Genomic DNA, 24,125 nt, shown 5'->3' with positions numbered 1-24,125 from the left:
AGGTGAGACATTGTGGAAAGTACAGGACTTATCAAAAATATTGCAACTATAGAAGGAAAACGGATAGATATTTTACTTGAAAAGGGTATCATCAAGAAAATAAGCGAGGGCGATACATTAGAAGGGAACATTTTATTTGATGGCTCTGATTCGTTTGTGTCAACTGGGTGGATTGATATGCACGTTCATGCGTTCTCTGATTTTAGCCCATATGGTGATGAAATAGACGCTATAGGAGTAAAACAAGGTGTGACCACAATAGTGGATGCTGGTAGCTGTGGAGCAAATAGAATAAATGAGTTATATCAAAGAGCGCAACAGAGTCAAACGAATGTTTTAGCATTTATAAATATATCTAATATTGGCCTTGAAAGAATTGATGAACTATCCAACTTAGATTGGATTAATCAACATCAATGCATAGCAGCTTGTAAGTTATACGAGGATATGATTATTGGATTAAAAACACGTATCAGTAGCAGTGTTGTTAAAGGGAATGGCGTTATCCCATTAGAAAAAGCGATAGAGATTAGTAATGAAATAAGCTTGCCTATCATGACACATATTGGCTCGGCGCCGCCAAAAATTGAAGATGTTATTCCATTGCTTAGAAAAGGGGATATCATTACACATTATTTAAATGGTAAGGAGAATAATTTGTTTGATGAAAACGGCGAACCGTTGACTGTATTGAAAGACGCAGTTGATAGAGGTGTTTATTTAGACGTCGGGCATGGTAATGCGAGTTTTTCATTTAAAGTGGCTCAACAAGCTCGAAAGGCGCATGTAAAATTCAATACGATTAGTACTGATATTTATAAAAAAAATAGGGTCGAAGGGCCAGTGTTTAGTTTAGCTAACGTATTAACTAAGTTTTTATGTTTGGGTTATACGTTAGAAGATATTATTAGTGCAGTAACTACTATGCCAGCAAAAATAATCGATAGACCTGAACTAGCAGAATTGAAAGAAGGTATTAAAGCTAATTTAACGATATTTGATGTGTCGGACAACAACCAAAAACTGATAGATTCAGATAATCAAATCATGAATAGTTCTAAAATAATTAAAGAAAGAGGCGTGGTTTCAAATGGTAGATTCATTAAACTCTAAATATGGGTTAAAACAAGTAATTAATGCGAGCGGCAGAATGAGTATCCTCGGCGTTTCATCACCAACTGATACTGTAATGAATGCAATGAAATTTGGCGGTCAAAATTATGTTGAAATTTCAGACTTAGTTAATAAATCAGGGCGCTATATTGCAGAAAAAATAAATGCTGAAGATGCAGTAGTTGTGAACTCAGCCTCTAGTGGTATCGCGTTATCAGTTGCTGGAGTAATTACAGGCGGAAATAAACGTATGAGTCAGCGCTTGCACAATGACCACATAGATAAAAAAGAAATAATTATATTTAAGGGACACAATGTACAATATGGTGCCCCGATAGAGACTATGATTTATTTAGGTGGAGGCTCAGTAGTTGAAGTTGGTTATGCCAATGAAGGGAATGCCACTCACGTACAAGAGGCTATTAATAATAATACTGCTGCCATTTTATATGTCAAATCACACCACGCAGTTCAAAAAAATATGGCATCTGTAGAAGACATTTATGCAATAGCGCAAGAATATCATATCCCATTAATTGTAGATGCAGCTGCGGAAGAAGACTTGGAAAAATATGTAAAATATTCAGATTTAGCGATATACAGTGGATCAAAAGCAATTCAAGGTCCTACGACTGGTATTGTAGCTGGAAAAAGATTACTCATTGAATCAGTAAAAGTACAATTAAACTTTATTGGAAGAAGTATGAAAGTAGGCAAGGAGTCAACCTTTGGTCTGCTGCAAGCTTTAGACGAATATTTTGAGAAAAAGGATAACTCACAATATGAAAGAAATGAGTTAAAAAAACTAGAGCCACTAAATGATTATGACGGTGTGAATTTAGAGATGATACAAGATGAAGCCGGAAGAGCAATTTATAGAACACGTGTGCATGTAGCCCCTAAAATATTGAATCTAACTGCAGAAGTATTTACAGAAAAATTAAAGCAAGCTGAAATTGCAATCTATACGCGTGATTATGGCGTGAAACAAGGGTATTTTGATATTGACCCTAGACCATTAAAGCAAGGTGAAATTGAAGTGATTTTTAAAACGATGACTCAAATTATAGAGGGGGAAATATAAATGAAAATTTCAAACAGATTTTATAAAGATAGAGTCTCGCTTAATGTATTGGCAAAAGGTGAGAAAAACATTATAGATATTTATCAAGCAGCAGAAAAAAATGTAGTGATAGGGGTTTTATCGAAGGATTATGAAAGTGTAGCTGAAGCTGTGGACGGGATGCGTGCGTATGGTGTGCATGTAGATGATGCAATTTCAATAGGACTAGGTGCTGGAGATAATAGACAAGCGAAAGTTGTATCAGATATTGCACGCTCATACCAAGGATCTCATATTAACCAAGTATTCACGAGTGTCGGTCAAACGGCAGCCAATAGTGGAGAAGATACCTGGGTGAATGCATTAGTATCTCCTTCTGGCAAGACTGGATATGTCAATATTTCAACTGGGCCTTTTAGTAGTGCATGTTCTGAAAAAGCGATTATACCTGTTGAAGCTGCAATTCAATTAATTAAAGATATGGGTGGAGCTTCAATTAAATTTTTCCCAATGAACGGTTTAGAAACAATTGAAGAGTATAAATATGTCGCACAAGCATGTGGTGCTGCAGGTTTTGGATTAGAACCAACCGGGGGCATTACCAAGGAGAATTTTGAAGAAATTTTACAAATTGCATTAGAATCTAATGTGCCTAAAATTATTCCTCATGTTTATTCTTCGATTATTGATAAAGATACTGGATTAACGAATATCGATGATGTGGCATGGCTTACGCATAAAATAAAAAGCTTAGTTGATCATTATGAATAAAAAACATGTTGCAGCATACGGAGAAATAATGATGCGCTTAGAAGCACCAAACCATTTACTACTAAGACAATCTGAGAATTTGAATTTTTCGTTTACTGGCACAGGTGTTAATGTAACAGGCTTACTCGCACAATTTGGATATGATTCAAGTTTGATTAGTGCTGTACCGAATAATTCTATTGGGATGGCAGCTATTGGTGCGATACGCAAGCTAGGTATTCGTAGTGAATTTATTATTAAAAATAATGATAATTTAGGAATGTATTTTTTAGAAAAAGGATTTGGTCCTAGGGCTAGTATAGTAACTTATGCCAATAGACAACAGAGTAGTTTTAACACGACTGATATTTCGCAATACAATCTTTTACAGAAGCTCGAAAATGTCGATGTACTACATATTTGTGGTATTACTTTAGCGATGAATTCACTTACCAGAGAAAACGTATTAAGTTTAGTGAAATTAGCGAAAACACAAGGAATAAAAATTGTGTTTGATTGTAATTTTAGACCCTCATTATGGGGGGATAATGGAAATATCAATGCTAAACCATTCTATGAAAAGATTTTAGCAGAAGCGGATATAGTTATCATGAGTGAAAAAGACGCTATGCTCACGCTGGGTTTACAAACAACTGAACTAACTCGAGAGGGACAACTAGAGTCATTGTTACCTGTAGTGGCTGATAAATATAATATTAATACAATTGCTGGAACAATACGTACGATTCGTGGTAGCAATCATAATGTCATTAAAGGTTACTTATATAGTGGGAATGAGATGTACTATTCGAAATCATTTAATGTAGACATTTTAGATAGAATTGGTACAGGCGATGCATACACTTGTGGCGTCATTCATGGCACACTTTCCAACATGAATCACCAAGATACAGTTAACTTTTCAGCTGCATCATGTATTCTTGCACATACTATTTCGGGAGATACACCATTGTTTGATACTGATGATATAATTAAAATCATAAATGAGGAAAAAAATGATATAGAGAGGTAATTGATTTATGACTAAATTATCATCAGATAAAGGCCCGTTATATTTACAAATAAAGCAAATTATTGAAGATAGAATTATTCACGGTATATATACTGTAGGTAATCTTATCCCTACTGAAATTGAATTTGAAAAAGAATTCAATGTAAGTAAAGTAACAGTGAGAGCCGCCATCAAAGAGTTAGTAGCTTTAGGTTATTTAGAGAAAAAAAGCGGCAAAGGAACGACGGTTATCAATCACAAAGTACAAAATAGTGTTACACACAATAAAAACTTTACAGAAAAACTCGTAGAGCAAGGGAATAAAATTCAGAAGATTATTAAAGATATTACGGTAGTTACACACGAAAAAGAAAGTAAACTATTTCAAATGTTTGGTGTGAAATCCTATAAGATTACAAGAGTCTATCTATTAAATGATACGCCCTATATTCTATTTAATCATTATTTACCGTATTCGATCAATCGTTTAAATGAGTCTGCGGAGCTCAAACAAAATAATGATTTATCTGTGTATAAAATTCTAGAAGAAGATGGGATAGAAATTGAAGCAATAGAAGATCATTTCTCTGTAGGGTTTGATGAGCAAGCGACAACAGAATTAAATCTTGACTCATCAGAACCAGTATTAATTAGAGAAAGAGAATCTTATTCAACGCAAGGTGATATTGTTGAATATAGTATCGGTTATTATAATAGTAAATTTAAAAAATATAGTATTAGTTTAAAAGACTAATGTAAAACTTTTGTAACTTGTTGGTAGCGCTAGCATTATTGGGGGAAAAGGGATGGATACTAATATTTATTTATTAATTATTACGCTACTTTCAATTGTTATTGTCATATTAGGAGTTGCATGGTGGAAATGGCATGCATTTATTAGTTTAACTGTTGCTGGATTATTTTTAGCAATTATGGCTGGTTTATCACCAGAAAAGATAGTGACTGCATACGAGACAGGTGTCGGCGATGTATTAGGTCATTTAGTTGGCATTTTAGCTTTAGGAACGATACTAGGAAAATTAATGTCTGATTCAGGGGCAGGCATGCAAATATCTGATTATCTTATTAAGTCTTTAGGTTATAAAAAATTACCTTGGGCGATGATGTTATCAGGTTTTATAATTGGTATTCCTGTATTTTTCGAAGTTGGTATCGTTATTTTATTACCACTTGTAATTTCTATTCATAAAACGACGAAAACAAATATATTACTTATAGCGATTCCCTTATTAGCTGGATTATCTATTGTACATGGTATTGTGCCACCACATCCTGGCGCGATGACAGCTATTGGTATTTATGATGCTAATTTAGGAAAAGTATTATTATACTCATTAATCATAGCCTTACCGACTGCCATATTAGCTGGTCCAGTCTTTGGGAAGTTTATAAGTAAACGACTCATTCCAGAAAATCCGCCAAATATTATTAAAGTTAGTAATAAAACCAATGGATTTCCAAGCGTACCAGTATCATTTCTAGTTATTGTACTACCTGTATTATTGATGTTGTTATCTATCGTTACACCCTACTTAGGTGAGATACCAACCATACTAAAAAATGCGTTATTATTTATAGGTAGTCCAGTCATAGCTTTATTAATTTCATGTTTTGTTGCTTTTTATTTATTAGGATTCAAGCAAGGGATGACTAAAAATGTAATTAAAGATTTAGTTGAGGAATGTATTATACCAGTGGGCTCTATTATATTAATTATAGGTGCTGGTGGCGGTTTTAAACAAATTTTAATTGAAACTGGCGTAGGTAACACGATTGCACAAATGACAGAACATCTTTCGCTTTCACCCTTATTATTAGCTTTTTTAGTAGCTGGATTAATACGTGTGGCTACAGGTTCTGCTACTGTAGCATTAACAACAGCAGCGGGTATTGTATCGCCAATTATTCAACATATGTCTGGCGTAAATTTAGAATTACTCGTTATTGCTACTGGTGCAGGTTCGCTGATGTTATCACATGTAAATGATGCTGGATTTTGGATGGTCAAAGAATACTTAGGGTTAAATGTCATAGAAACCTTTAAAACATGGACGGTAATGGAAACATTATTAGCTGTAATCGCATTTACTTTTGCATTTATTATTGATGCCTTGGTGTAGTGCAGCATATATAAAATATTAAAAAAATATAAAAGTTTCACTTAGGAGATATGTATCGGCATATCTCCTTTTATTTGGTTTCTCGTTGACTTTTTTTAAGCAAAATTTCATAATAGGTTAAGAATAAAATTTTCTAAAAATTCACAACATTATATTGTTTGGAATGATGCATGATTAATAAGACGAGAAAAATATGTAAGAAGCATACAAGTTTAACGGAATTAGAAATTTTAAAAATAGAGCAACTTGCGAATCATTTACAAGAAATTGCAGATTTGAATAATGCTGATGTATTTATAGATTGTCCTACAGTTGGATTTAATCAAATTATCGTTGTAGCAGAAGCGGCACCTAAGCACGTGAAAACACTGTATCAAAATTCTGTCTTAGAACAAAATGTCTATGAAAAATTTGAACCAGCTGTCTTTCGAACATTAAAGACAGGTCAATCAGAACACCAGCACAGAGCAGTATCCCAAGAAGGGAAAGTCGTAGAACAAAATGTAACGCCTGTGACCTTAAACAATCACACTATTGGTGCATTAATTATGGAAAAAGATGTGAGTAATAAAGTTTTGGAAGAAGATAAGATGAAGGCACTCACGCATGCTACTGACACATTAAGTCGTATTGTTTCCCAATCCAATGAAAGCCAAATATTTTTTCCAGACATGATAGAAGAGAGTTTGTTCAACATTGATCGGGATTTGAATATAAGATATTTTAATCTGACCGCTGAAGAGCTTGTACAAGATTTGTTAAATGTGACTTGTGAAACTGGAAAGTCGTTTATAGACTTATTTCCAAGCATTGAAGATATGTTAACGGACGGCCAAATTATTACTATAGAAGAACGCGAAATGGAACAATACTACTTCCAAGTTAAATGTATTAGGCTTTTTGAACATAACTGTGTGACAGGTCATCTTATTATGTTAAAAGATATTACAGATTTAAAAGAAAAAGAAAAAGAATTGATTTCCAAATCTGTAGCCATTAGAGAAGTACATCATCGTGTTAAAAATAACTTACAAACTGTAGCGAGTTTATTAAGATTACAAATGCGACGAGGCTTACCAGACGATAGTAAACCATATTTTCAAGAAAGTCTGAATCGTACATTAAGTATTGCTTCTGTATATGAAGTGATACTAGACGAATCTTATACAGATAGAGTTAATATAGGAAAATTAATAAAGAAAATAGGGAACATGCTCGTTTATAATGAATCAACTACTGATACAACGATACATATGACTTACAACTTGAGTGATTCCATATTTTTACCTTCTAATGTGGCAGTGTCGTTAGCTCTAATCGCAAATGAATTGATTACTAATTGCGTGAAACACGCATTTAACCAGCAGAGCGTGGGGAGAATATGTGTAGCTTTAACTTATGAAAGTAATTCAAAGACGCTAAATTTATCAATTCAAGACGATGGAGAAGCAGAGTCGAAATTTCAAGAATCATTTGGTTTGAATATTGTTAATACAATTACAGAAAATGATTTAGATGGATCTTTTGATATCGTGAGGAATTCAATAGGTACTTTAGGACAAATTACATTTCATTATAAGGAGCGTATCTGATATGAAGAAAATTATGGTCGTTGAAGACGAATCAATTGTTCGTTTAGATATTGTGGAAATGTTAAAAGCAGCAAGATATGACATTGCCTCTGCAGTTAGCAATGGTGAAAAAGCAATTGAAGCAACTGAAAAGGTTAAGCCAGATTTAATTATCATGGATATTAAAATGCCGAAGTTAAATGGGCTAAAAGCAAGTAAGATTATTGGAAAGAAATACGAAGACATACCTATCCTGATACTTACTGCATATAGTCAAAGTGAATTTGTAGAAGAAGCAAAGCAACCTAACATTGTAGGATATATCGTCAAACCTATTTCAGAATCACAATTATTACCAGCAGTCGAAATTGCATTAGCACAGTCTGATAAAATGAAAACATTAAAAAATGAAATCGAACAATCTTATATTGAGATTGAAAATCGAAAAATCATTGAAAAAGCCAAAGGACATCTGATGACACAGCTTAAAATCAGTGAAAATGAGGCCTATCAAAAGCTTAGGAAACTGAGCATGGATAATCAAGTGGGTATTGATATCGTAGCGCGAAAAGTTATTAGTCAATAAAATTGAAAAGTAAATTTTAAAAGTGAATATATTAAAGCAAAGATGCTTATTTGGTACAACCGATAGGCATCTTTTTGTTTTCTATATGAAATTGTAAATTATGGGGTGGATGAGTTATGGAACATATTGGAACGATAATTATTTATATTATTATGGCATGTGCGGTGATGGGGGCTTTTGGCGCAATTAGAAATGCACAAAAGGGTATAGGTAAAGAATTTATGGAAGGTATATATACGATAGGGCCGATATTTGCGAATTCTGCTGGGATTATGGCTTCTATTCCGTTTATTTCCAAATTTATTGAAAATGTATTCGGACCTATGTTTGATAAAATAGGTGCGGATCCTGCGATTGCAGCGACATCTATTCTAGCTACCGACATGGGAGGGTATCAGCTGGCGGAAGTCTTAAAGCAAAGTTATGAAGGTTGGATTATGGCGATGGTTGTTGGATTTATGGCGGGTGCTACTATTGTCTTTACTATTCCGTTAGGCTTACCGATGTTAGATAAAAGGGACCATAAATACATGGCTTTAGGTATTATGTCTGGATTACTAGCAATTCCATTTGGTGTATTTATTTCAACGACTATTATGTTGCTCAGTCATATGAAGGTGCGTACGGCCATTGAGACGGCTGGAGCAGCATCCCATATATTTTCAATAAGTTTTACGTCGATATTTTTGAATTTATTACCATTGATTATTTTTGTAGTTGTAACGGCGCTAGGTTTATATTTCTTCTCTGATATGATGATTAAATTATTTATCATTTTTGGTAAAATACTTGATACTGTAATTAAACTGGTATTTGTTTTTTCAGTAGTAGAAATTTTCACAGGGTTTTTCACACACGTATTTGGCGTATGGGGATTTGATCCCATTATGGCTGATAAAGAAGATAATTTTAGAGCCTTAGAAAATGCAGGTAATATTGCTATTATGTTATCAGGTGCATTCCCAATGGTGTACTTGATAAGGAAATATTTTTCTGGCATCTTAACTAAGGCAGGTAAAAAAGTTGGTTTAAGTGAAGTAGGAAGTGCTGGCATTATAGCAACAATAGCTAATATTTTAGCGATGTTTAAATTGGTTAAAGATATGCCACCTAAGGATAAAGTGATTAACATTGCGTTCGGTGTATGTGCGGCTTTCTTATTAGGAGATCATTTATCTTATACTGCCAACTTCCAACCGACATTAATTCCAGCAGTATTAGTAGGAAAGTTGAGTGCAGGGGTGCTAGCAATTATCTTTGCCTACTTACTTTGTCTACCAAAAGCAAGGAAGCTTGAAGCTATTGATAGACAGTCAGGGATTATCGGCCCAGATGAATATATTAAAAAATAACATTTAATCATGGTATAAAGTATTTTGTGAAAATCGGTTATAGCTGTGTGTTTGGTAGTCGCAGTTACTGTTAGACAAATTGAAACAGCTTATAGATTACCTGAATGGTAGTTTATAAGCTGTTTTATGTTGTTGAAATATTTTTTGTTTTAGAAATAGTTAGCGGTAATACCACCGTCAACGTTAATATTAGCGCCGTTTGTCCAATCAGACTCATCAGAAGCTAAGTATAAAGCGCAGTTTACGATATCTTCAGGTTTACCGAAACGACCTGCGGGTTGTCTATTTAAGCGTACATTTTTAGCGTCTTCGTCAGAAACGAGCCATTCCATAAGTAATGGTGTTTCTATAGGTCCTGGACTGATAGCATTTGTGCGAATCCCTTTAGGTCTAAATTGGATAGCCAATGATTTCGTAAGTGATACAACTGCGCCTTTTGAAGCAGTGTAAGCATCTTGAGGGACTGAGCAACCCATTTGGGCAACAAATGAAGCGATATTAATAATAGAGCCTGATTGATTTTTTTCCATTTCGGGAATCACATATTTGGTCATTAAGAAAATCCCTTTAACATTGATGTTCATGACTAAATCCCAAACGTCTTCACTTGTATTTACAACTGAATTATCAGCTTCTGGCATGACGCCAGCATTATTGTATAATACATTAATCTTTCCAAATGTTTGTACTGTTGCTTCTACAGCATTTTTAACATTATCTTCATTGGCAATATCTACTTTAAAGAATTGAGCTTGGCCACCATTTTTGGTAATTTCATCTACAGTTGTTTGGCCAGCTTGTGCATCTCTTTCAAAAACGGCAATTTTGGCACCTTCATTCGCAAACATTTGTGCGGCAACTCGGCCCATACCTCCGCCAGCACCTGTGATAATACATACTTTATCTTGTAATCTCATATGATTATTCCTCCTTATTATCAATTAGCTTTGTTCAAAGTACCTTGAACGCTCCCATGTCGTTACATATGAATCAAAATCATTTTGTTCTGTTTGAGCGGCGTGTAAATAATGTTGTGCGACATCTTCGCCAAGCACTGATTTAACTACATCACTGTTTTTCCAAGTGAGTATAGCTTCATGTAAAGATGAAGGTATACGTTCAACGTCATCTTGGTTATATGCGTTACCTTTTAATTCTTCGGAAAGTGGTATTTTATGTTCTATACCATATAAACCAGCACCGATTAATGCAGAGTATGCCAAGTAGGGATTCATGTCTGCGCCTGCAATGCGAGATTCAAATCTTAATGCATTACCACAACCTACCATTCGATATCCAGCAGAACGGTTATCTTTACTCCACGCAATACTGACTGGTGCCCATGAGTTAGGTGCAAAACGCTTATAGGAGTTCACATATGGTGCAAACATTAATGCAAAATCTCTTGTGTATTTGATGATGCCTGCTAAAAAGTGACGCATAGTTTCGGACATTGGATTTTCAGCGTCTTCACCATTGTAAAATGCATTATTGTGTGTACCTTTTTCCATCATACTAAGATGGATATGACCACTAGAACCTGTCCACGCTTCGTATGGTTTAGCCATAAAAGTAACGGATTTATCATTTTGAATACAAATTTCTTTCATGCCATGTTTAAACATTAAATGCTGATCGGCAGCTTTTAATGCATTTGAGTATTTTAAGTTAATTTCATGTTGTCCTTTGTAAGCTTCGCCTTTAGATGATTCAATGACAATGCCCATAAGATGCATTTGATGTCTAATTTCTTGATAAATTGGCTCGTTTTTAGATCCTTGCAATAAGTTATAATCTTCATTTAGATGGCCAGCTGGTTCTAATTGGCTGTATCCTTTTTTATTAATATTTGAGAAAGAATCATTAAATAAATAAAATTCAAGCTCACTTGCCATATGTGGAGATAAACCATGAGCTTCAGCTTTTTCAATTTGTTTTTTGAGTATATTTCGTGGGGCAATTTCAATTTTTTCTTCGCCATCCACGGTGTAAACATCACAAAATACTAAAGCTGTTCTTTCCAGCCAAGGTACTACTTTCAAAGTGTCCAAATCAGGTTTAGCTAAATAATCTCCATAGCCTTTGTCCCAATTCATATATTCGTATCCATCATTTGTATCCATTTCAAAATTAGTACCTAGTAAATAGTTACAAAAGTGTGTACCTTCTGAGATATCATTTTCTAAAATAAAATCACCTGTGATACGTTTTCCCATAAGACGTCCCTGCATATCGCAAAATCCAAGTACGACAGTATCAATCTTTTCTTCTTTTATTAATTCGAGTAACTTATCTTTAGTAATGCTTCCAGTTATGTTTGATTCAGTCATAATATCTAACTCCTTTGAGTAATTAGTCTTGCAACGATAATGAAATATATTTTAATTCTAGGAACCCATCTAAGCCATGATGTCCACCTTCGCGTCCCATGCCGCTTTCTTTAATGCCACCAAAAGGCGCTTGAGGTACGCTAAGTTGCGTGCCATTGACACCAATCATGCCAAATTCAAGATTTTCACTCATGTTGTAAATAGTATTAACATTATTAGTGAAGAAATAAGCTGCAAGGCCAAATTGGGACGCATTGGCAATTTCGATTGCTTCATCTATAGTATCGAATTGAACGATTGGAGCTACAGGACCAAATATTTCTTCTTGTGCAATTGCCATCGTATGTTTTACGTCGGTAATAACGGTAGGTTCATAAAACAATCCAAAGTCTGAGATAGCTGATTTTTGACCACCCGTTACAATTTGAGCACCATTATCTTGTGCATCTGCGACTAATTTTTCTACTTTTTCAATTGCAGCAGCGTTAATTAGTGGGCCAACTTGAACACCATCTTCAGTTGCAGGACCAACTTTCAACTGTTGAACACGTGCAACGATTTTTTCAGTCATTGCTGATTTAATATCTTTATGCACGAGAATTGTATTAATTCCGTTACACATTTGTCCTGTATTTTCGAATTTATTTTCTACGATTGCATCAGCAGCATTATCTAAGTCTGCATCTGGTAAAACAATTGTAGGGGCATTGCCGCCAAGTTCTAATGAAATTCGTTTCACTTGATCTGCTGCTTGTTTCATTAACGTTTTACCAATAGCAGTTGATCCAGTAAATGAAATTTTACGTACTCTTTGATCACTAAATAATGTATTAGAAATCATTGATGAGCGACCGGTTATGATATTAGCCACGCCCTTATCGATATTTGTGGCCATTAATTCATCAAATATTGCAATAGCAATTCTTGGTGTTTCGCTTGAAGGTTTTACAATTACTGTGCAACCTGCAGCTAATGCTGGCGCTACTTTACGGGCAATCATTGCTCCTGGAAAGTTCCATGGGGTGATGAGACCGCAGACTCCAACGGGCTGTTTGATAACAGAGATGCGCTGTTGAGGTGAAGACGGAGGAATAATTTCTCCGTAAATTCTTTTTCCTTCTTCTGCATTCCATTTTATGAATTTTGCACATACACCTATTTCGCCATATGCTTCAGCAAACGGTTTACCTTGTTCTTCACTCATGATGTGTGCAAGTTCATCTTGCTTGTTCAACAAATTGGTAGCCCATTGATTTAAAATATCTCCACGTTGCTCTGCAGTGTATTTTGACCATTTTTTAAATGCTTGATGGGCTGATTCTATGGATTGCTTTACCTTATTTTCATCAATGCTTGGTACTTGACCGATGACATTTCCATTCGCTGGATTAATCACTTCTGTCGTTTGATCTGTATGAACTTTTTCACCGTTAATCCAATTGTAATTAAATTTTTCGACCATTTAATATCCCCCTTAATATAAAAAAAGACCTACATAACCATCCTATAGATGTGTTATATAAGCCTCATTGCTCAATAAGTATTCACTTTTAAAATAATGCATCGACTGAAAACGCATGCATTTAATTTAGTTGAAGTTTACTAAATTTTCAAAACCTTGTCAATTTTCAATCATTAAATTATACTTTGAAAGAATTTACTATCGAAGGAGGAAATGTATATTATGACGAAAACACTTAATTTATTATTGGATCTCATAGCATTTGATAGCTCTACTAAAGAAAGAGCCAATGACACCATACAATATTGTTATGATTGGTTAAAAGAAGCATCACTTCATCCTGAGATATTATCGAATAATGGATATCAAATGTTAGTTTGTAATGTAGGTAAAGGTGACAAGAAGCTTATTTTAAATGGACATGTCGATGTCGTCAGTGGTAAGGCAAGCCAATTTAGCCCTGAAATTAAAGATGGTAAAGTATATGGCAGGGGAACAGCTGACATGAAGGCTGGCGTAAGTGCAATGATGGTTGCTTTAACTGAGCTTCAAGAAAGCGATTTGAATGAGACTACAGTACAATTACAGCTGATGTCTGATGAAGAAATCGGTGGTTATAATTGTGCCGCTTATTTAACAGAGCAAGGTTATTTAGGTGATTTTGTTATTTGTGCAGAACCAACTCAACTTGGTATTGGTTTTCAAGCGAAAGGGATCTTACAAATAGATATTGAATTAAGAGGTGCTTCAGCACATAGTAGTAGGCCGTGGGAAGGAGAAAATGCAGTCGTAAAAGCTTTTGAATTATATCAACAGCTTATTAGCTTACCATTTGCTAAGGAATCTACAGAGGTTTACGACCAACCTTCTATAAATTTAGCTAAAATTAATGCTGGAGATGTATATAATAAGGTGCCAGATATATGCCATATATCATTTGATATCCGCTACTTACCAACACAAAATAAAGAACAAATTATAAAAGAAATTGAAAGTATTATGGATGGTCATATTGATATTCACTTAGAAGGTGCAGCTGTCCAAAATGATGTAGATGACGTGTATATTCAAAAATTAATAAAACATATAAAGCAAATGACTGGTGAAAGTTCTGTGGATATTTTTGGGCAACATGGCTATGCAGATACAAGGTATTTTTCAAGGTATCATGTACCTGCTATTGAATTTGGACCTAGTGGTGGCGCCTGGCATGGAGATGGTGAATATGCAGATATAGAATCTATAGAGGCTTTTAAAGACACCTTAGTTTCATTTGCGAAAAGATTTAATGACTAAAAGATAGATAATAAATGAGGAGGTATATAAACATGGCTCCTTATTTTTATTGGATATGAATATAAAGACTTACGTATAGCGCATAGTCATATTGCAGTATGCTCATCGCTTGTCATAACGTCACTAAATGCGAAGGAAGGAGATTCACAATGAAAGAAACAATATATTTAGCAGGAGGATGCCTTTGGGGTGTCCAGGCATTTTTTAAGTTAATTCCTGGCGTAATTGACACAGAAGCAGGGAGAGCAAATGGAAAATCTCAAACGATCGATGGTGTTTACGATGGTTATACAGAATGTGTGAAAATTACATTTAATACTGAAGTGGTGACAGTTAAAGTATTAATGGGACATCTGTTTGAAATTATTGATCCTTATAGTTTGAATAAACAAGGTGAAGATGTAGGTTTAAAATATCGTACTGGTGTTTACAGTGAGCAATCACAGCATTTGAATGAAGCTCAAAATTTTATTGCAAAAAGAGCTGATTGTAAACGTATTGCTGTTGAGGTATTACCATTAACAAACTATGTGAAAAGCTCAGAAGTACATCAAGATAGATTAGATAAGTTTCCTAAAGATTATTGTCACATCCCAATAGAATTAATGAAAAAATACAAAAGAAACGGTAAATCGTAGCCTGAAAATATTGCTTTTATATGCTTGACAAATGATTTTAAAGGGCGTATTATTTGTGAATGTACAAGGGGTGTACCATGTATGGTGAATAGTGCACACGACGTAGAAAAGGTGTAGTATTATATCTTTAAAACCCATTGCAAAGGAACTTTGATGCTGTGGGTATAATTTTATTTTAATGGTACACGGGGTGTACAATAGAAAGGAAAGGTAGTCAAAATATGTTTAATGAGTTCAAGTTTATATTCAGAAATAAAATGTTAGTTGTGGCACTTTTTTCAGTTGCTATAGTGTCTATGCTTTACGTTGCACTGTTTGTTGGTTCAATTTGGGATCCATACGACAAAACAGATCAATTAAAAATTTCAGTCGTTAACCATGATGAATCTGCAAAATTGAATGGTAAAAAGGTATCGATTGGTGATGATTTAGTTGATAAGTTAAAAGATAATGATAAATTTAAATTCCAAGAGGTTTCTGAAAAAGAAGCTTCAAAACAATTGAAAAAAGGGAATAGTGTAGGTACGATTATCGTCCCTAAAGATGCTTCTCATAATGCGACAACATTATTAGATAAACATCCTAAAAAGATAAATTTAGAAACACAAGTTAACCCTGGATCTAGTTATACAGGTAGTCAGTCAGCACAAAAAGCGATTAATACAGTAACTGATACGATTAAAGATAATATTCGTTCAAATTACTTAGATGAATTATTTGCCAGTGCTAAGAAATCAAAATCTGGTTATGAAGATACATCAAATGCTCTAGGTAAAATGTCGGACTCAGAGTCACAATTGATTGATGGCAATCAACAAGTGACAGATGGTCTTAAACAATTGGCACCTTCAGTTGGTCAACCAGCACAACAATTAATTTCTGGTAATCAGCAAGTGACAGATGGTCTAAATCAGTTACAAGCTAATAATGATAAATTAAAAGAGAAAATCGATAGTTCAGTTACACAGCAAAAAAATGTAGCTTTTGAAAGTAAAAATGAGAAGGCTTTAAATAATGTGACAAAAGTGAATGAAAACAACCCTACACATGCAGATAAATATGGTGAGACAATCGTTCCTTATATGGCTAGTGTAAGTATATTTGTATCAGCAGTTTCATTCAGTGCGATATATCCATTGAGAAAAACAGTTGATAAAGGGGTATCTTCATTGAAACAAGCCTTAGGTAAATTGTTATTGTATATCATCCAAGGTTCGTTAACGGCATTACTTATGAGTAGTTGGGTTATCTTTGTATTCAACATGTCTATCGACAATGTAGGTAAATTTATATTGGTCGGATTGCTTTGGGCAATTGCTTCAATTACAATTACGACATTCTTAGGTTTATTTTTAGATAGAATTGGCTTATTCTTATCTATGTTGTTATTGATATTACAATTAAGTTCTAGTGAAGGTATGTTCCCGATTGAACAATCAGCACAGTTCTTTAGATGGATCCACCCATTTTCACCAATGTCATATGCAATTCAAGGTTATAGAGAAGCAATCTTTACGAATGCTGGACACTTTAGCTTTGCCTTTATCATAGTTGTATTGACAAGTATTATTGTAGGTATGATGTTATTACAATACTTGGTATTGTTATGGTTTAATAAGAGAGATAGAGTGCCGTTTTCAATGCAATTTAAGTAAAGTTCAGAAATAAGGGGAGTAACATATGGAAAATGTTGATCAAACGATTGAAGTAGCGATTAATAAATTTCAAGTAGTCATGTTGCGTTTGAATAAAGAAATAGTCGAAATCGTTAAAGAAACTGGATTAGCAAATTTACTTTCTAGAGAACAAATTGAAGCAATGCGAATTATACAGACCGAAGGTAAAGTAACCATCAATGAATTAGCAACATTGCAAAATATATTTAAGACAGCAGCTTCTAAACGTGTGGCTAAATTAGAAGATATGGGATATGTTCAAAGAGCGCATTCGGACAATAAACGTATAAAGTTGATAATGTTAAGCTCGGAAGGTGAAGCATTTTTAAAAGAAGCAACTACTGTGATAACAAAAGCTGTGAAAGCACGTTTAGGGAATAAATTTACAACGGATGAGATAGAACAGTTTGTAGATCAGTTGACGCATATTGATGAAGTTTTTCGAGAAAGCAAAAGTTAATACTAACAAATAGTAAAAGTGGGAATATTATTTGAATCTAAAACTGATAGGAGTCCTAGTCTGAAATGGCTTGAACTTCTGTCAGTTTTTTTGTAGTATTTGGGTGCATACTTTTGCTATTTGCTAGTAAAATATTTAGATTTATAACATTTTACATATATAATGTTAGTTATTCAATGTATACTGAAATTAAGCATAGAGTGTGAGGTTAAATGTCTTAATTTTATTACCTAAAAATGATTTGAAGGAGACTTTATTATGATAAAAAGAACAATAGAGCGTGTACTTTCATGGATTGGTATTGTTTTGCAGCTAATCGGAGTCGTTGCTATGGCACTTTTCTTACCTTTAATGGGGAATAGTGACTTTAAAGATACAGTAGTTCAAAGTATGCAAGAACAAGATAGTAGTTTCACCAAACAAGACAGTACAGAGATATTGGATATATTGAGTAGTCTAATTACATTTGGATTGGTATTCTCTATTATTGTACTTATCATAGCAATTATTGCTGCTACACTTATTGGTAAGAAAGCAAAATTGGCTGGAGTTTTGTTAATTATTGTGGGTGTTGTTTCTATATTAGGAAACTGGATTAATGCAATTTTATGGATTGTAGCTGGTATCATGCTACTAGTTAGAAAACCTAAAAACGACAATGATGATAATAAAGTTCATACACAAGATGATGATTTAGAATATTTGGATAAAGAGGAACAATCAGCATCTCAACACCAAAATGATCGAGATAATAATTATAAGTATTAATTAGAATTTAAATATAATTAATTTAAGAAAGTCTAGAATGCCAATTGGAGCATTCTAGGCTTTTTAATTAGAGATTTTGATAGATAAATACATTATTAAAATAACAGAATTAATGTATCTTTAGTGACATTATTGTCATAGCAGATGACTTAAGATAGAAAAATACGCTATGATATTTTTAAGCATTGTACTTAGTTAAAATTTAAATAATTATTTATATAAATGAGGTGAGTCAAATGATGATATTAGTGATGTTATCTCCATTATTGATAGTTGGTTTTATCATAATGGCTATTATGGAAGAAAAGAAAAGAAAAAAATAAATGTTAGGAACAAAACAGCTCACTAGATAGGGGAGGGGAGATGCAAGTCTAATTATTATGGAAAAGTAAAGCTATACACACCAAGTTAGACTAACACTTGTCTTCCCGAAGACTTACGGTAGTCTTGATTAATGTGATTTCTTGATAGATTATAAATTTTTGAAAAATAGATATACGAAGTTGTAAGTCAAATGGGAGTGTTTGACGTGAAACATTTTTGAATGACTACTAGAATACTTAAAATTACTATGTTGTAAAATGAGTGTTTTAGTCACAAACAGTATATTCTCATGTATAATTTCGATTAAGGGGGGTTATGCTATGAGTGAAATGTTGTACATCTTGCAGACTGTACTATTGCCCATTTTTATCATGATCATTTTAGGTTTTGTTTTACACAAGAAATTTACATTAGACTTAAATACACTAGCGAAACTAAACATATATGTTTTTGTGCCAGGGTTTATCTTTGTTAAATTTTACAAAACAAAATTTGAACTAAGTTTATTATTTTATATTGTTGTATTTTTTATAATTTACATGCTGGTATTGTATATTTTAGGGCGTGTAATAACGAAGTTGAGGAAAGGCGACAAAGGGGAAGCCACGACGCTGACCAATAGTATTTTATTTTTTAATTCTGGAAATTATGGAGTTCCTGTAAATGACTTAGTGTTTAAGGGAGACCCATTAGCAATGTCAGTGCAAGTAATTGTGCTTTCGTTGCAAAATATATTTACATTTTCATACGGTATTTTCGCTATTCAATCTGTACAAATCGGTAAATTAAAAGCTTTGGTTGGATATTTTAAAATGCCTGTATTATATGCTTTGTTACTAGCAATTATATTGAATTATAATCATGTACCCATTCCCAAATTTATTTGGACGCCAGCAAACTATGTCGCTGACGCTATGATTGCGATTGCCTTATTATTACTTGGAGCCCAAATTGCGAACATTAAATTTAGTTTGAAATTGTCGGCCTCATACATATATATATTAATTAGACTGGTCATTGGTCCGTTAATTGGGCTTGTAATTATTAAGTTTATGGGGATAGAAGGCATTATTGCCCAGACCTTGTTTATTGCCTCAGCCATGCCAACATCAGTAAATAGTTCGGTCATTGCGCAAGAATATGATAATAATCCTGAACTTGCAGCAGAATTGGTGTTTTTATCCACTTTATTTAGTGCGATTACGGTTGTTGTAGTTATATATCTCTCTAAGATATTATTTTAATGAATTTGTATATTAAGCAAACTCAAAAAGGATAACACTCATCTGATAAGATGGTGTTATCCTTTTTATTTGTAGAAGTTCATGAGGCATATTTAACTTAAAATTCTACAACTGTATATTGTTTCAAAACTTTTTTGAACGGGCTTTGAGGCTTGTCCCCTTCTTTAGCTTTTTTGTTCATTTCTTTATGTTCAGCCACATGAGATGGTCTGGAAACCCAAGCTTGGAAGTGTTGCTTTTCTTGCCACTTACTGACAATAACGTACTCGACTTCATCACCTTTAGATTTTGTCCATACCTCTGCATCGATTAAGCCGTCAACATCCACTAATTCATTGGCGTTTTTTTCGACTTTATCATACAATTTTTGTTCATTTTCTTTAGTTGTTGAAAATGCTACTTCAGTAATAAACATGATGGACCTCCTTAAAAAATTAAATATGGTATTTATGCTATCACTTTTAAAATTTTTTCTCTAGCGGAATTTTTAAAGCATTTGATTTTTATTTTTAACGTGTTATAACTAGTTCTTGTAAAAACCAAAACTGTATGACTATATATTATTTTTAAAAATCTACTTAAAAAGGACGATTAAATTGACTGAAGCTGTATTAGGTATTGATGTAGGCACGAGCTCTGTAAAAGTAATCGCAGTAAATAGAAATGGTGAAGTAATACAAACGGTAAGTGAACCCTTAAAAATAATTCAACATCAATCTGGGTTTAATGAACAATGTCCAAACGATTGGTTTGAAACTACTCAAAGTTGTATTAAGCAATTATTAAAAACACATGAAATGCGTCATATTGATGTTAAGGGGTTATCGCTATCGGGTCAAATGCATAGTTTAGTTATATTAGACCATGCACATCAACCGATACGTGATGCCATTTTATGGAATGACACTAGGTCAACTATACAGTGCGAACAAATTAAAAAGGAATTAGGAGAATATGTATTATCAAACCCTGTGTTAGAGGGGTTTACTTTAACCAAATTATTATGGATTAAAGATAATGAACCACATAATTGGGAGAAGATAGAGGTCTTTTTACTCCCTAAAGATTATGTGCGTTTCAAATTAACTGGAAAAATAAATATGGAATACTCTGATGCATCTAGTACGTTACTGTTAAATCCTAAGGAAAAAGCATGGTCTAAAGAAATAGGAGGACGGTTTGGTCTTCGTGATATATACCCAGATCTTGTCGCATCGCATGATTTCGTGGGCTATGTCGATACTTCTATTGCTAATGATTTAGGGTTTAATAACGATGTAGCGGTATTCGCAGGTGGGGGCGATAATGCTTGTGGTGCATTGGGAGCTGGTATTACTCAGGTTGATGAAACATTGTGCAGTATAGGGACCTCAGGTGTTATCTTGGCATGTGAAAATTCACAAGATGCAGTATATAAACAAAATATACATTACTTTAATCATGCTATGGACCAAATGTCTTATGTTATGGGGGTTACATTGGCAGCTGGTGATAGTCTGCACTGGTTACGTAATAAAGTATTGTCAGACCTGAGCTTTGAACAAATTATAGATTTAGCAAGTCAATCGCCATTAGGAAGTCGAGGATTACTGTTTACGCCATATTTATCTGGAGAGCGCACTCCTCATGGAGATGCCAGTATTAGAGGGAGCTTTATAGGTCTTAGTATGTTGCATAATAACAGTGATATAGCAAGATCAGTGATTGAAGGTATTACATTTTCTCTCTATGAATCCATCAAATACTTACGTGAAAGTGGTAAGGATATACGACATATTGTATCAATTGGTGGAGGTGCTAAAAGTGATTTTTGGTTACAATTGCAAGCGGATACATTTGATGCAAAGATTAGTCGACTTAAGTATGAAGAAGGTCCGTGCATGGGTGCGGCAATCTTAGCAGTATATGGATTGGGGTGGTATAATAATTTCGAAAAAATTATTCAGAAATTCATATGTTATGAAAAATCTTTTGTACCACATCAACAGTATCATCAATTGTACATGAAATACTTTGAAGTGTACGAAGGGGTATATCGTCAAACACAACCCCTAACACAACGCTTATTAAAGTTATCTGAAGGATCAAAATGATTATAATTTGGAATTTTGTGTTGTTAGATATATGATAAAGTTAATCTTATATTTTGACGTATCATTTGTCTTTTTTATCAAAGAAACTTGAAAAAATAAAGATAATGCGTTAGATTGAATGTAATAATTCTTGCACTAAAAGCAAGTGTAATTTATGTAATTCAAAATTTAATAGATGCTTGACCACTGGAAGTGCCTTTTAATAAAGGCTGAGACCGAAGTAGCAACTGAGGGATTCCTTGAACCTGATCCAGCTTATACTGGCGTAGGAAAGTGGCGTTATAGACAATGTATATTCGTTAATTCAACGTTATTTTTCCAGCCGGAGAAATAACGTTTTTTTTATTATTTGAGGTGAGAAAATTGTTTGTTGCAATTACACAGTATGATTATTTGTCGAAACAAGACGCCAAACATTATCAACACATTGAACAATATATTGATTACTTGATTGTCAGAACGCCGATGCCCACAGCCATGTTAGTGTCATGGATAACGGACCTCGTACAATATGGTTTTCCTAAAGACAAAATTATTATCCACGACAATGTATGTGTCTTAAGGCGCTGTAATTTAAAGGCAATCCATTTTAGAGAATGTGATGCACGCGTGAAACGTTTTAAATATAATCAACCGGAAATTCAAGTGAGTATGTCAACACATAGTCAGACGGCTATTAGGTATGCTGAGCAATTAAATCTAGACTTCGTATTGTTTGGTCATGTGTTCGAAACCAATTCAAAAGTTGGAAAAATGCCAAGAACAACGGCTGAAATAATCGAAGCGGTTAATAGCAACATTCCTATTATTGCGTTGGGAGGGATTAATCAACAAACCTTAAAGCAATTACCTAAAGGATTCAATGGTATAGCAGGTATTTCTATTTTTCAGAGGAAAAGTGACACAAATATAGGTCGTCTAAAGGAGGTTTGGACTGAATATGTATGATGCCATCATTGTTGGTTCAGGGGTTATAGGAATGTCAGTGGCAAGAACAATGAGTGAATTGGGAATGCATATTGCTGTTGTAGATCGTGATGTCCCAGGTATGCATGCTTCATACAAAGCAGGAGGCATGCTTGGCGCACAGAATGAATTTACGGAAGAAAGTAGTCTTTTTCATATAGCTCAAACTTCTCGAAGTATGTTCGAAGATTTGCGTAACAATTTGTTAGACGAAGTAGGTGTAGATATTGAATATTTAAGTAGTGGCTTAATTAAAATGGCTGCAAATCTTGAAGATAATGCCAGTGTCATACAACAATATCAATTTTTACACCAGCACGACGATTCAGTGAAGATGCTATCTTCAGAAGGTGTGTCGCAACTTTCTAATGGCGGTATTATATCAGATGGTTTATCAGCAATCCATATTCCTAATGATCATCAAATTAATGCGAATCAATATACTAAAGCACTTTTAAAATCATTAAGTCATCGTCATATTCATCGTATTTATAATACGGAAGTTCATAACATTGAGTGCCATCACCTTGGTGGTTATCGCGTTGTGACAAAAGATGAAGTGCTATTATCAGAAAAGGTAATAGTGGCAGGAGGCGCCTGGAGCGGTAAATTATTGAATAACTATATGCCACGAAATAAAGTCAGTGGTATCAAAGGTGAGGCGTTACTCGTTGAACATACTAAGTTAGATTTAAAAACCACGCTCTTTATGACAAATGGTTGTTATATTATACCTAAAATGAACCATCGTTATTTAATTGGAGCTACTAGTTATATGGATGATTTTTCAGTTGGTGTGTCAGAAAGTGGAAAGCAATGGTTGTTAACGCATGCAATACAATATATGCCTAAGCTAAAAGAGAGTCAGTTAATAAAACAATGGTCGGGAATCAGACCGTATTGTACAAATGAACAACCCATTATGGATGAAGTAGATAAAGGTTTATTTGTGATTACTGGTCATTATCGTAATGGTATTTTACTTTCACCATACATAGGATCATTGATGGGTAGATGGATTCAAAGTGGTCATAGACCTACTCAACTCGAAGATTTTCAATTTGAAGGGAGCCAAAAAAATGAGATGTATCATAAACGGTGATCATTTTACATTTGAGAGATCATTAAATATTCAAGAATTAATACATGAGATTGGTTTAGATGAGCAACGCGTCATAGTAGAACATAATGAAGAACTCATCAGTCAAAAACAATTTCCAACACAAATAGTTAACGACAAAGATTGTTTAGAATTACTAGAATTTGTAGGAGGCGGATAG

23 protein-coding genes and 1 riboswitch are annotated in these 24,125 nt (G+C 34.0%); of the genes, 19 read left to right on the top strand and 4 right to left on the bottom strand.

Going from position 1 to position 24,125, the window contains the following annotated elements; all coding sequences use genetic code 11:
- The first annotated feature begins 12 nt into the window (after positions 1-12).
- From BK821_RS02905 to eutH, 9 genes are all read left to right on the top strand, one after another.
- Positions 13-1,113: an amidohydrolase/deacetylase family metallohydrolase gene (locus BK821_RS02905; protein WP_071331140.1), complete on the top strand. Its 1,101-nt coding sequence runs from the start codon at positions 13-15 to the stop codon at positions 1,111-1,113.
- Positions 1,091-2,197 (top strand): DgaE family pyridoxal phosphate-dependent ammonia lyase, encoded by a 1,107-nt coding sequence (locus BK821_RS02900; protein ID WP_046838013.1) that lies wholly within the window; start codon positions 1,091-1,093, stop codon positions 2,195-2,197. The genes BK821_RS02905 and BK821_RS02900 overlap by 23 nt, the downstream gene beginning before the upstream one ends.
- Complete coding sequence (dagF, locus tag BK821_RS02895) at positions 2,198-2,947, top strand: 2-dehydro-3-deoxy-phosphogluconate aldolase (protein WP_046838014.1); 750 nt, start codon at positions 2,198-2,200, stop codon at positions 2,945-2,947. It begins immediately after the preceding gene.
- The gene (locus tag BK821_RS02890) at positions 2,940-3,959 is read left to right on the top strand and encodes a sugar kinase (protein ID WP_071331139.1); all 1,020 of its coding nucleotides are present in this window, start codon (positions 2,940-2,942) and stop codon (positions 3,957-3,959) included. The genes dagF and BK821_RS02890 overlap by 8 nt, the downstream gene beginning before the upstream one ends.
- 7 nt (positions 3,960-3,966) lie before the next feature.
- Positions 3,967-4,692, top strand: coding sequence for a GntR family transcriptional regulator (locus BK821_RS02885; protein WP_046838016.1), 726 nt, complete (start codon positions 3,967-3,969; stop codon positions 4,690-4,692).
- A 52-nt stretch (positions 4,693-4,744) separates the two neighbouring features.
- A complete protein-coding gene (locus BK821_RS02880) occupies positions 4,745-6,079 on the top strand; it encodes a GntT/GntP/DsdX family permease (protein ID WP_046838017.1) in 1,335 nt (444 codons plus the stop codon).
- A gap of 170 nt (positions 6,080-6,249) precedes the next feature.
- Positions 6,250-7,671: a sensor histidine kinase gene (locus tag BK821_RS02875; RefSeq protein WP_071331138.1), complete on the top strand. Its 1,422-nt coding sequence runs from the start codon at positions 6,250-6,252 to the stop codon at positions 7,669-7,671.
- A gap of 1 nt (position 7,672) precedes the next feature.
- A complete protein-coding gene (locus tag BK821_RS02870; protein ID WP_046838019.1) occupies positions 7,673-8,236 on the top strand; it encodes an ANTAR domain-containing response regulator in 564 nt (187 codons plus the stop codon).
- 116 nt (positions 8,237-8,352) lie between these two features.
- Complete coding sequence (gene eutH, locus BK821_RS02865; protein WP_046838020.1) at positions 8,353-9,588, top strand: ethanolamine utilization protein EutH; 1,236 nt, start codon at positions 8,353-8,355, stop codon at positions 9,586-9,588.
- 149 nt (positions 9,589-9,737) lie between these two features.
- On the opposite strand, the gene BK821_RS02860 is transcribed toward eutH, so the two are convergent.
- The 3 genes from BK821_RS02860 to BK821_RS02850 are packed head-to-tail and all read right to left on the bottom strand — an operon-like array spanning position 9,738 to position 13,380.
- Positions 9,738-10,505 (bottom strand): SDR family NAD(P)-dependent oxidoreductase, encoded by a 768-nt coding sequence (locus BK821_RS02860; protein WP_071331137.1) that lies wholly within the window; start codon positions 10,503-10,505, stop codon positions 9,738-9,740.
- A gap of 24 nt (positions 10,506-10,529) precedes the next feature.
- Positions 10,530-11,918 (bottom strand): glutamine synthetase family protein, encoded by a 1,389-nt coding sequence (locus tag BK821_RS02855; RefSeq protein WP_046838022.1) that lies wholly within the window; start codon positions 11,916-11,918, stop codon positions 10,530-10,532.
- 22 nt (positions 11,919-11,940) lie between these two features.
- Positions 11,941-13,380 carry an NAD-dependent succinate-semialdehyde dehydrogenase gene (locus BK821_RS02850; protein WP_071331136.1) on the bottom strand — a complete coding sequence of 480 codons (1,440 nt, stop codon included), beginning with the start codon at positions 13,378-13,380 and terminating at the stop codon, positions 11,941-11,943.
- A 222-nt stretch (positions 13,381-13,602) separates the two neighbouring features.
- Here BK821_RS02850 and BK821_RS02845 point away from each other — a divergent pair, with 222 nt between their 5' ends.
- The 6 genes from BK821_RS02845 (at position 13,603) to BK821_RS02820 (ending at position 19,786) form a co-directional block, all read left to right on the top strand.
- Positions 13,603-14,676 (top strand): M20 family metallopeptidase, encoded by a 1,074-nt coding sequence (locus tag BK821_RS02845; RefSeq protein ID WP_046838024.1) that lies wholly within the window; start codon positions 13,603-13,605, stop codon positions 14,674-14,676.
- 149 nt (positions 14,677-14,825) lie between these two features.
- Positions 14,826-15,314 carry a peptide-methionine (S)-S-oxide reductase gene (locus tag BK821_RS02840; protein WP_046838025.1) on the top strand — a complete coding sequence of 163 codons (489 nt, stop codon included), beginning with the start codon at positions 14,826-14,828 and terminating at the stop codon, positions 15,312-15,314.
- Positions 15,315-15,535: 221 nt separating this feature from the next.
- Complete coding sequence (locus BK821_RS02835; protein ID WP_046838026.1) at positions 15,536-16,969, top strand: YhgE/Pip family protein; 1,434 nt, start codon at positions 15,536-15,538, stop codon at positions 16,967-16,969.
- A 25-nt stretch (positions 16,970-16,994) separates the two neighbouring features.
- Positions 16,995-17,450 carry a MarR family winged helix-turn-helix transcriptional regulator gene (locus tag BK821_RS02830; protein WP_046838027.1) on the top strand — a complete coding sequence of 152 codons (456 nt, stop codon included), beginning with the start codon at positions 16,995-16,997 and terminating at the stop codon, positions 17,448-17,450.
- Between the two features lie 258 nt (positions 17,451-17,708).
- On the top strand, positions 17,709-18,218 hold the full coding sequence (locus tag BK821_RS02825; protein ID WP_083390150.1) for a DUF4064 domain-containing protein: 510 nt from the start codon (positions 17,709-17,711) through the stop codon (positions 18,216-18,218).
- Between the two features lie 644 nt (positions 18,219-18,862).
- Positions 18,863-19,786 carry an AEC family transporter gene (locus tag BK821_RS02820; protein WP_071331135.1) on the top strand — a complete coding sequence of 308 codons (924 nt, stop codon included), beginning with the start codon at positions 18,863-18,865 and terminating at the stop codon, positions 19,784-19,786.
- Between the two features lie 97 nt (positions 19,787-19,883).
- Here BK821_RS02820 and BK821_RS02815 read toward each other — a convergent pair whose 3' ends face one another.
- Positions 19,884-20,201: an antibiotic biosynthesis monooxygenase family protein gene (locus BK821_RS02815; protein ID WP_046838030.1), complete on the bottom strand. Its 318-nt coding sequence runs from the start codon at positions 20,199-20,201 to the stop codon at positions 19,884-19,886.
- A 181-nt stretch (positions 20,202-20,382) separates the two neighbouring features.
- Between BK821_RS02815 and xylB the strand changes: the two genes are divergently transcribed.
- From xylB to thiS, 4 genes are all read left to right on the top strand, one after another.
- A complete protein-coding gene (gene xylB, locus BK821_RS02810; protein WP_046838031.1) occupies positions 20,383-21,879 on the top strand; it encodes a xylulokinase in 1,497 nt (498 codons plus the stop codon).
- Between the two features lie 178 nt (positions 21,880-22,057).
- Positions 22,058-22,168: riboswitch (TPP riboswitch) on the top strand.
- 65 nt (positions 22,169-22,233) lie between these two features.
- Positions 22,234-22,827 carry a thiamine phosphate synthase gene (locus tag BK821_RS02805; RefSeq protein WP_241961674.1) on the top strand — a complete coding sequence of 198 codons (594 nt, stop codon included), beginning with the start codon at positions 22,234-22,236 and terminating at the stop codon, positions 22,825-22,827.
- Positions 22,820-23,947 (top strand): NAD(P)/FAD-dependent oxidoreductase, encoded by a 1,128-nt coding sequence (locus tag BK821_RS02800; protein WP_063410228.1) that lies wholly within the window; start codon positions 22,820-22,822, stop codon positions 23,945-23,947. Before BK821_RS02805 ends, BK821_RS02800 begins: the two co-directional genes overlap by 8 nt.
- The gene (gene thiS / locus BK821_RS02795; RefSeq protein ID WP_046838056.1) at positions 23,925-24,125 is read left to right on the top strand and encodes a sulfur carrier protein ThiS; all 201 of its coding nucleotides are present in this window, start codon (positions 23,925-23,927) and stop codon (positions 24,123-24,125) included. The genes BK821_RS02800 and thiS overlap by 23 nt, the downstream gene beginning before the upstream one ends.

It is taken from the genome of Staphylococcus sp. LCT-H4, assembly GCF_001866145.1.
GTDB lineage: Bacteria > Bacillota > Bacilli > Staphylococcales > Staphylococcaceae > Staphylococcus > Staphylococcus succinus.
Note: the sequence above shows the minus strand (reverse complement) of the source record. Positions and strands in the feature narration are given on the sequence as shown.

Excerpts from the sequence above, each read along its gene's own strand:
- BK821_RS02900 (WP_046838013.1), top strand. The coding sequence starts at position 1,091 with ATGGTAGATTCATTAAACTCTAAATATGGGTTAAAACAAGTAATTAAT.
- dagF (WP_046838014.1), top strand. The coding sequence starts at position 2,198 with ATGAAAATTTCAAACAGATTTTATAAAGATAGAGTCTCGCTTAATGTA.
- BK821_RS02890 (WP_071331139.1), top strand. The coding sequence starts at position 2,940 with ATGAATAAAAAACATGTTGCAGCATACGGAGAAATAATGATGCGCTTA.
- BK821_RS02885 (WP_046838016.1), top strand. The coding sequence starts at position 3,967 with ATGACTAAATTATCATCAGATAAAGGCCCGTTATATTTACAAATAAAG.
- BK821_RS02880 (WP_046838017.1), top strand. The coding sequence starts at position 4,745 with ATGGATACTAATATTTATTTATTAATTATTACGCTACTTTCAATTGTT.
- BK821_RS02875 (WP_071331138.1), top strand. The coding sequence starts at position 6,250 with ATGATTAATAAGACGAGAAAAATATGTAAGAAGCATACAAGTTTAACG.
- BK821_RS02870 (WP_046838019.1), top strand. The coding sequence starts at position 7,673 with ATGAAGAAAATTATGGTCGTTGAAGACGAATCAATTGTTCGTTTAGAT.
- eutH (WP_046838020.1), top strand. The coding sequence starts at position 8,353 with ATGGAACATATTGGAACGATAATTATTTATATTATTATGGCATGTGCG.
- BK821_RS02860 (WP_071331137.1), bottom strand. The coding sequence starts at position 10,505 with ATGAGATTACAAGATAAAGTATGTATTATCACAGGTGCTGGCGGAGGT.
- BK821_RS02855 (WP_046838022.1), bottom strand. The coding sequence starts at position 11,918 with ATGACTGAATCAAACATAACTGGAAGCATTACTAAAGATAAGTTACTC.
- BK821_RS02850 (WP_071331136.1), bottom strand. The coding sequence starts at position 13,380 with ATGGTCGAAAAATTTAATTACAATTGGATTAACGGTGAAAAAGTTCAT.
- BK821_RS02845 (WP_046838024.1), top strand. The coding sequence starts at position 13,603 with ATGACGAAAACACTTAATTTATTATTGGATCTCATAGCATTTGATAGC.
- BK821_RS02840 (WP_046838025.1), top strand. The coding sequence starts at position 14,826 with ATGAAAGAAACAATATATTTAGCAGGAGGATGCCTTTGGGGTGTCCAG.
- BK821_RS02835 (WP_046838026.1), top strand. The coding sequence starts at position 15,536 with ATGTTTAATGAGTTCAAGTTTATATTCAGAAATAAAATGTTAGTTGTG.
- BK821_RS02830 (WP_046838027.1), top strand. The coding sequence starts at position 16,995 with ATGGAAAATGTTGATCAAACGATTGAAGTAGCGATTAATAAATTTCAA.
- BK821_RS02825 (WP_083390150.1), top strand. The coding sequence starts at position 17,709 with ATGATAAAAAGAACAATAGAGCGTGTACTTTCATGGATTGGTATTGTT.
- BK821_RS02820 (WP_071331135.1), top strand. The coding sequence starts at position 18,863 with ATGAGTGAAATGTTGTACATCTTGCAGACTGTACTATTGCCCATTTTT.
- BK821_RS02815 (WP_046838030.1), bottom strand. The coding sequence starts at position 20,201 with ATGTTTATTACTGAAGTAGCATTTTCAACAACTAAAGAAAATGAACAA.
- BK821_RS02800 (WP_063410228.1), top strand. The coding sequence starts at position 22,820 with ATGTATGATGCCATCATTGTTGGTTCAGGGGTTATAGGAATGTCAGTG.
- thiS (WP_046838056.1), top strand. The coding sequence starts at position 23,925 with ATGAGATGTATCATAAACGGTGATCATTTTACATTTGAGAGATCATTA.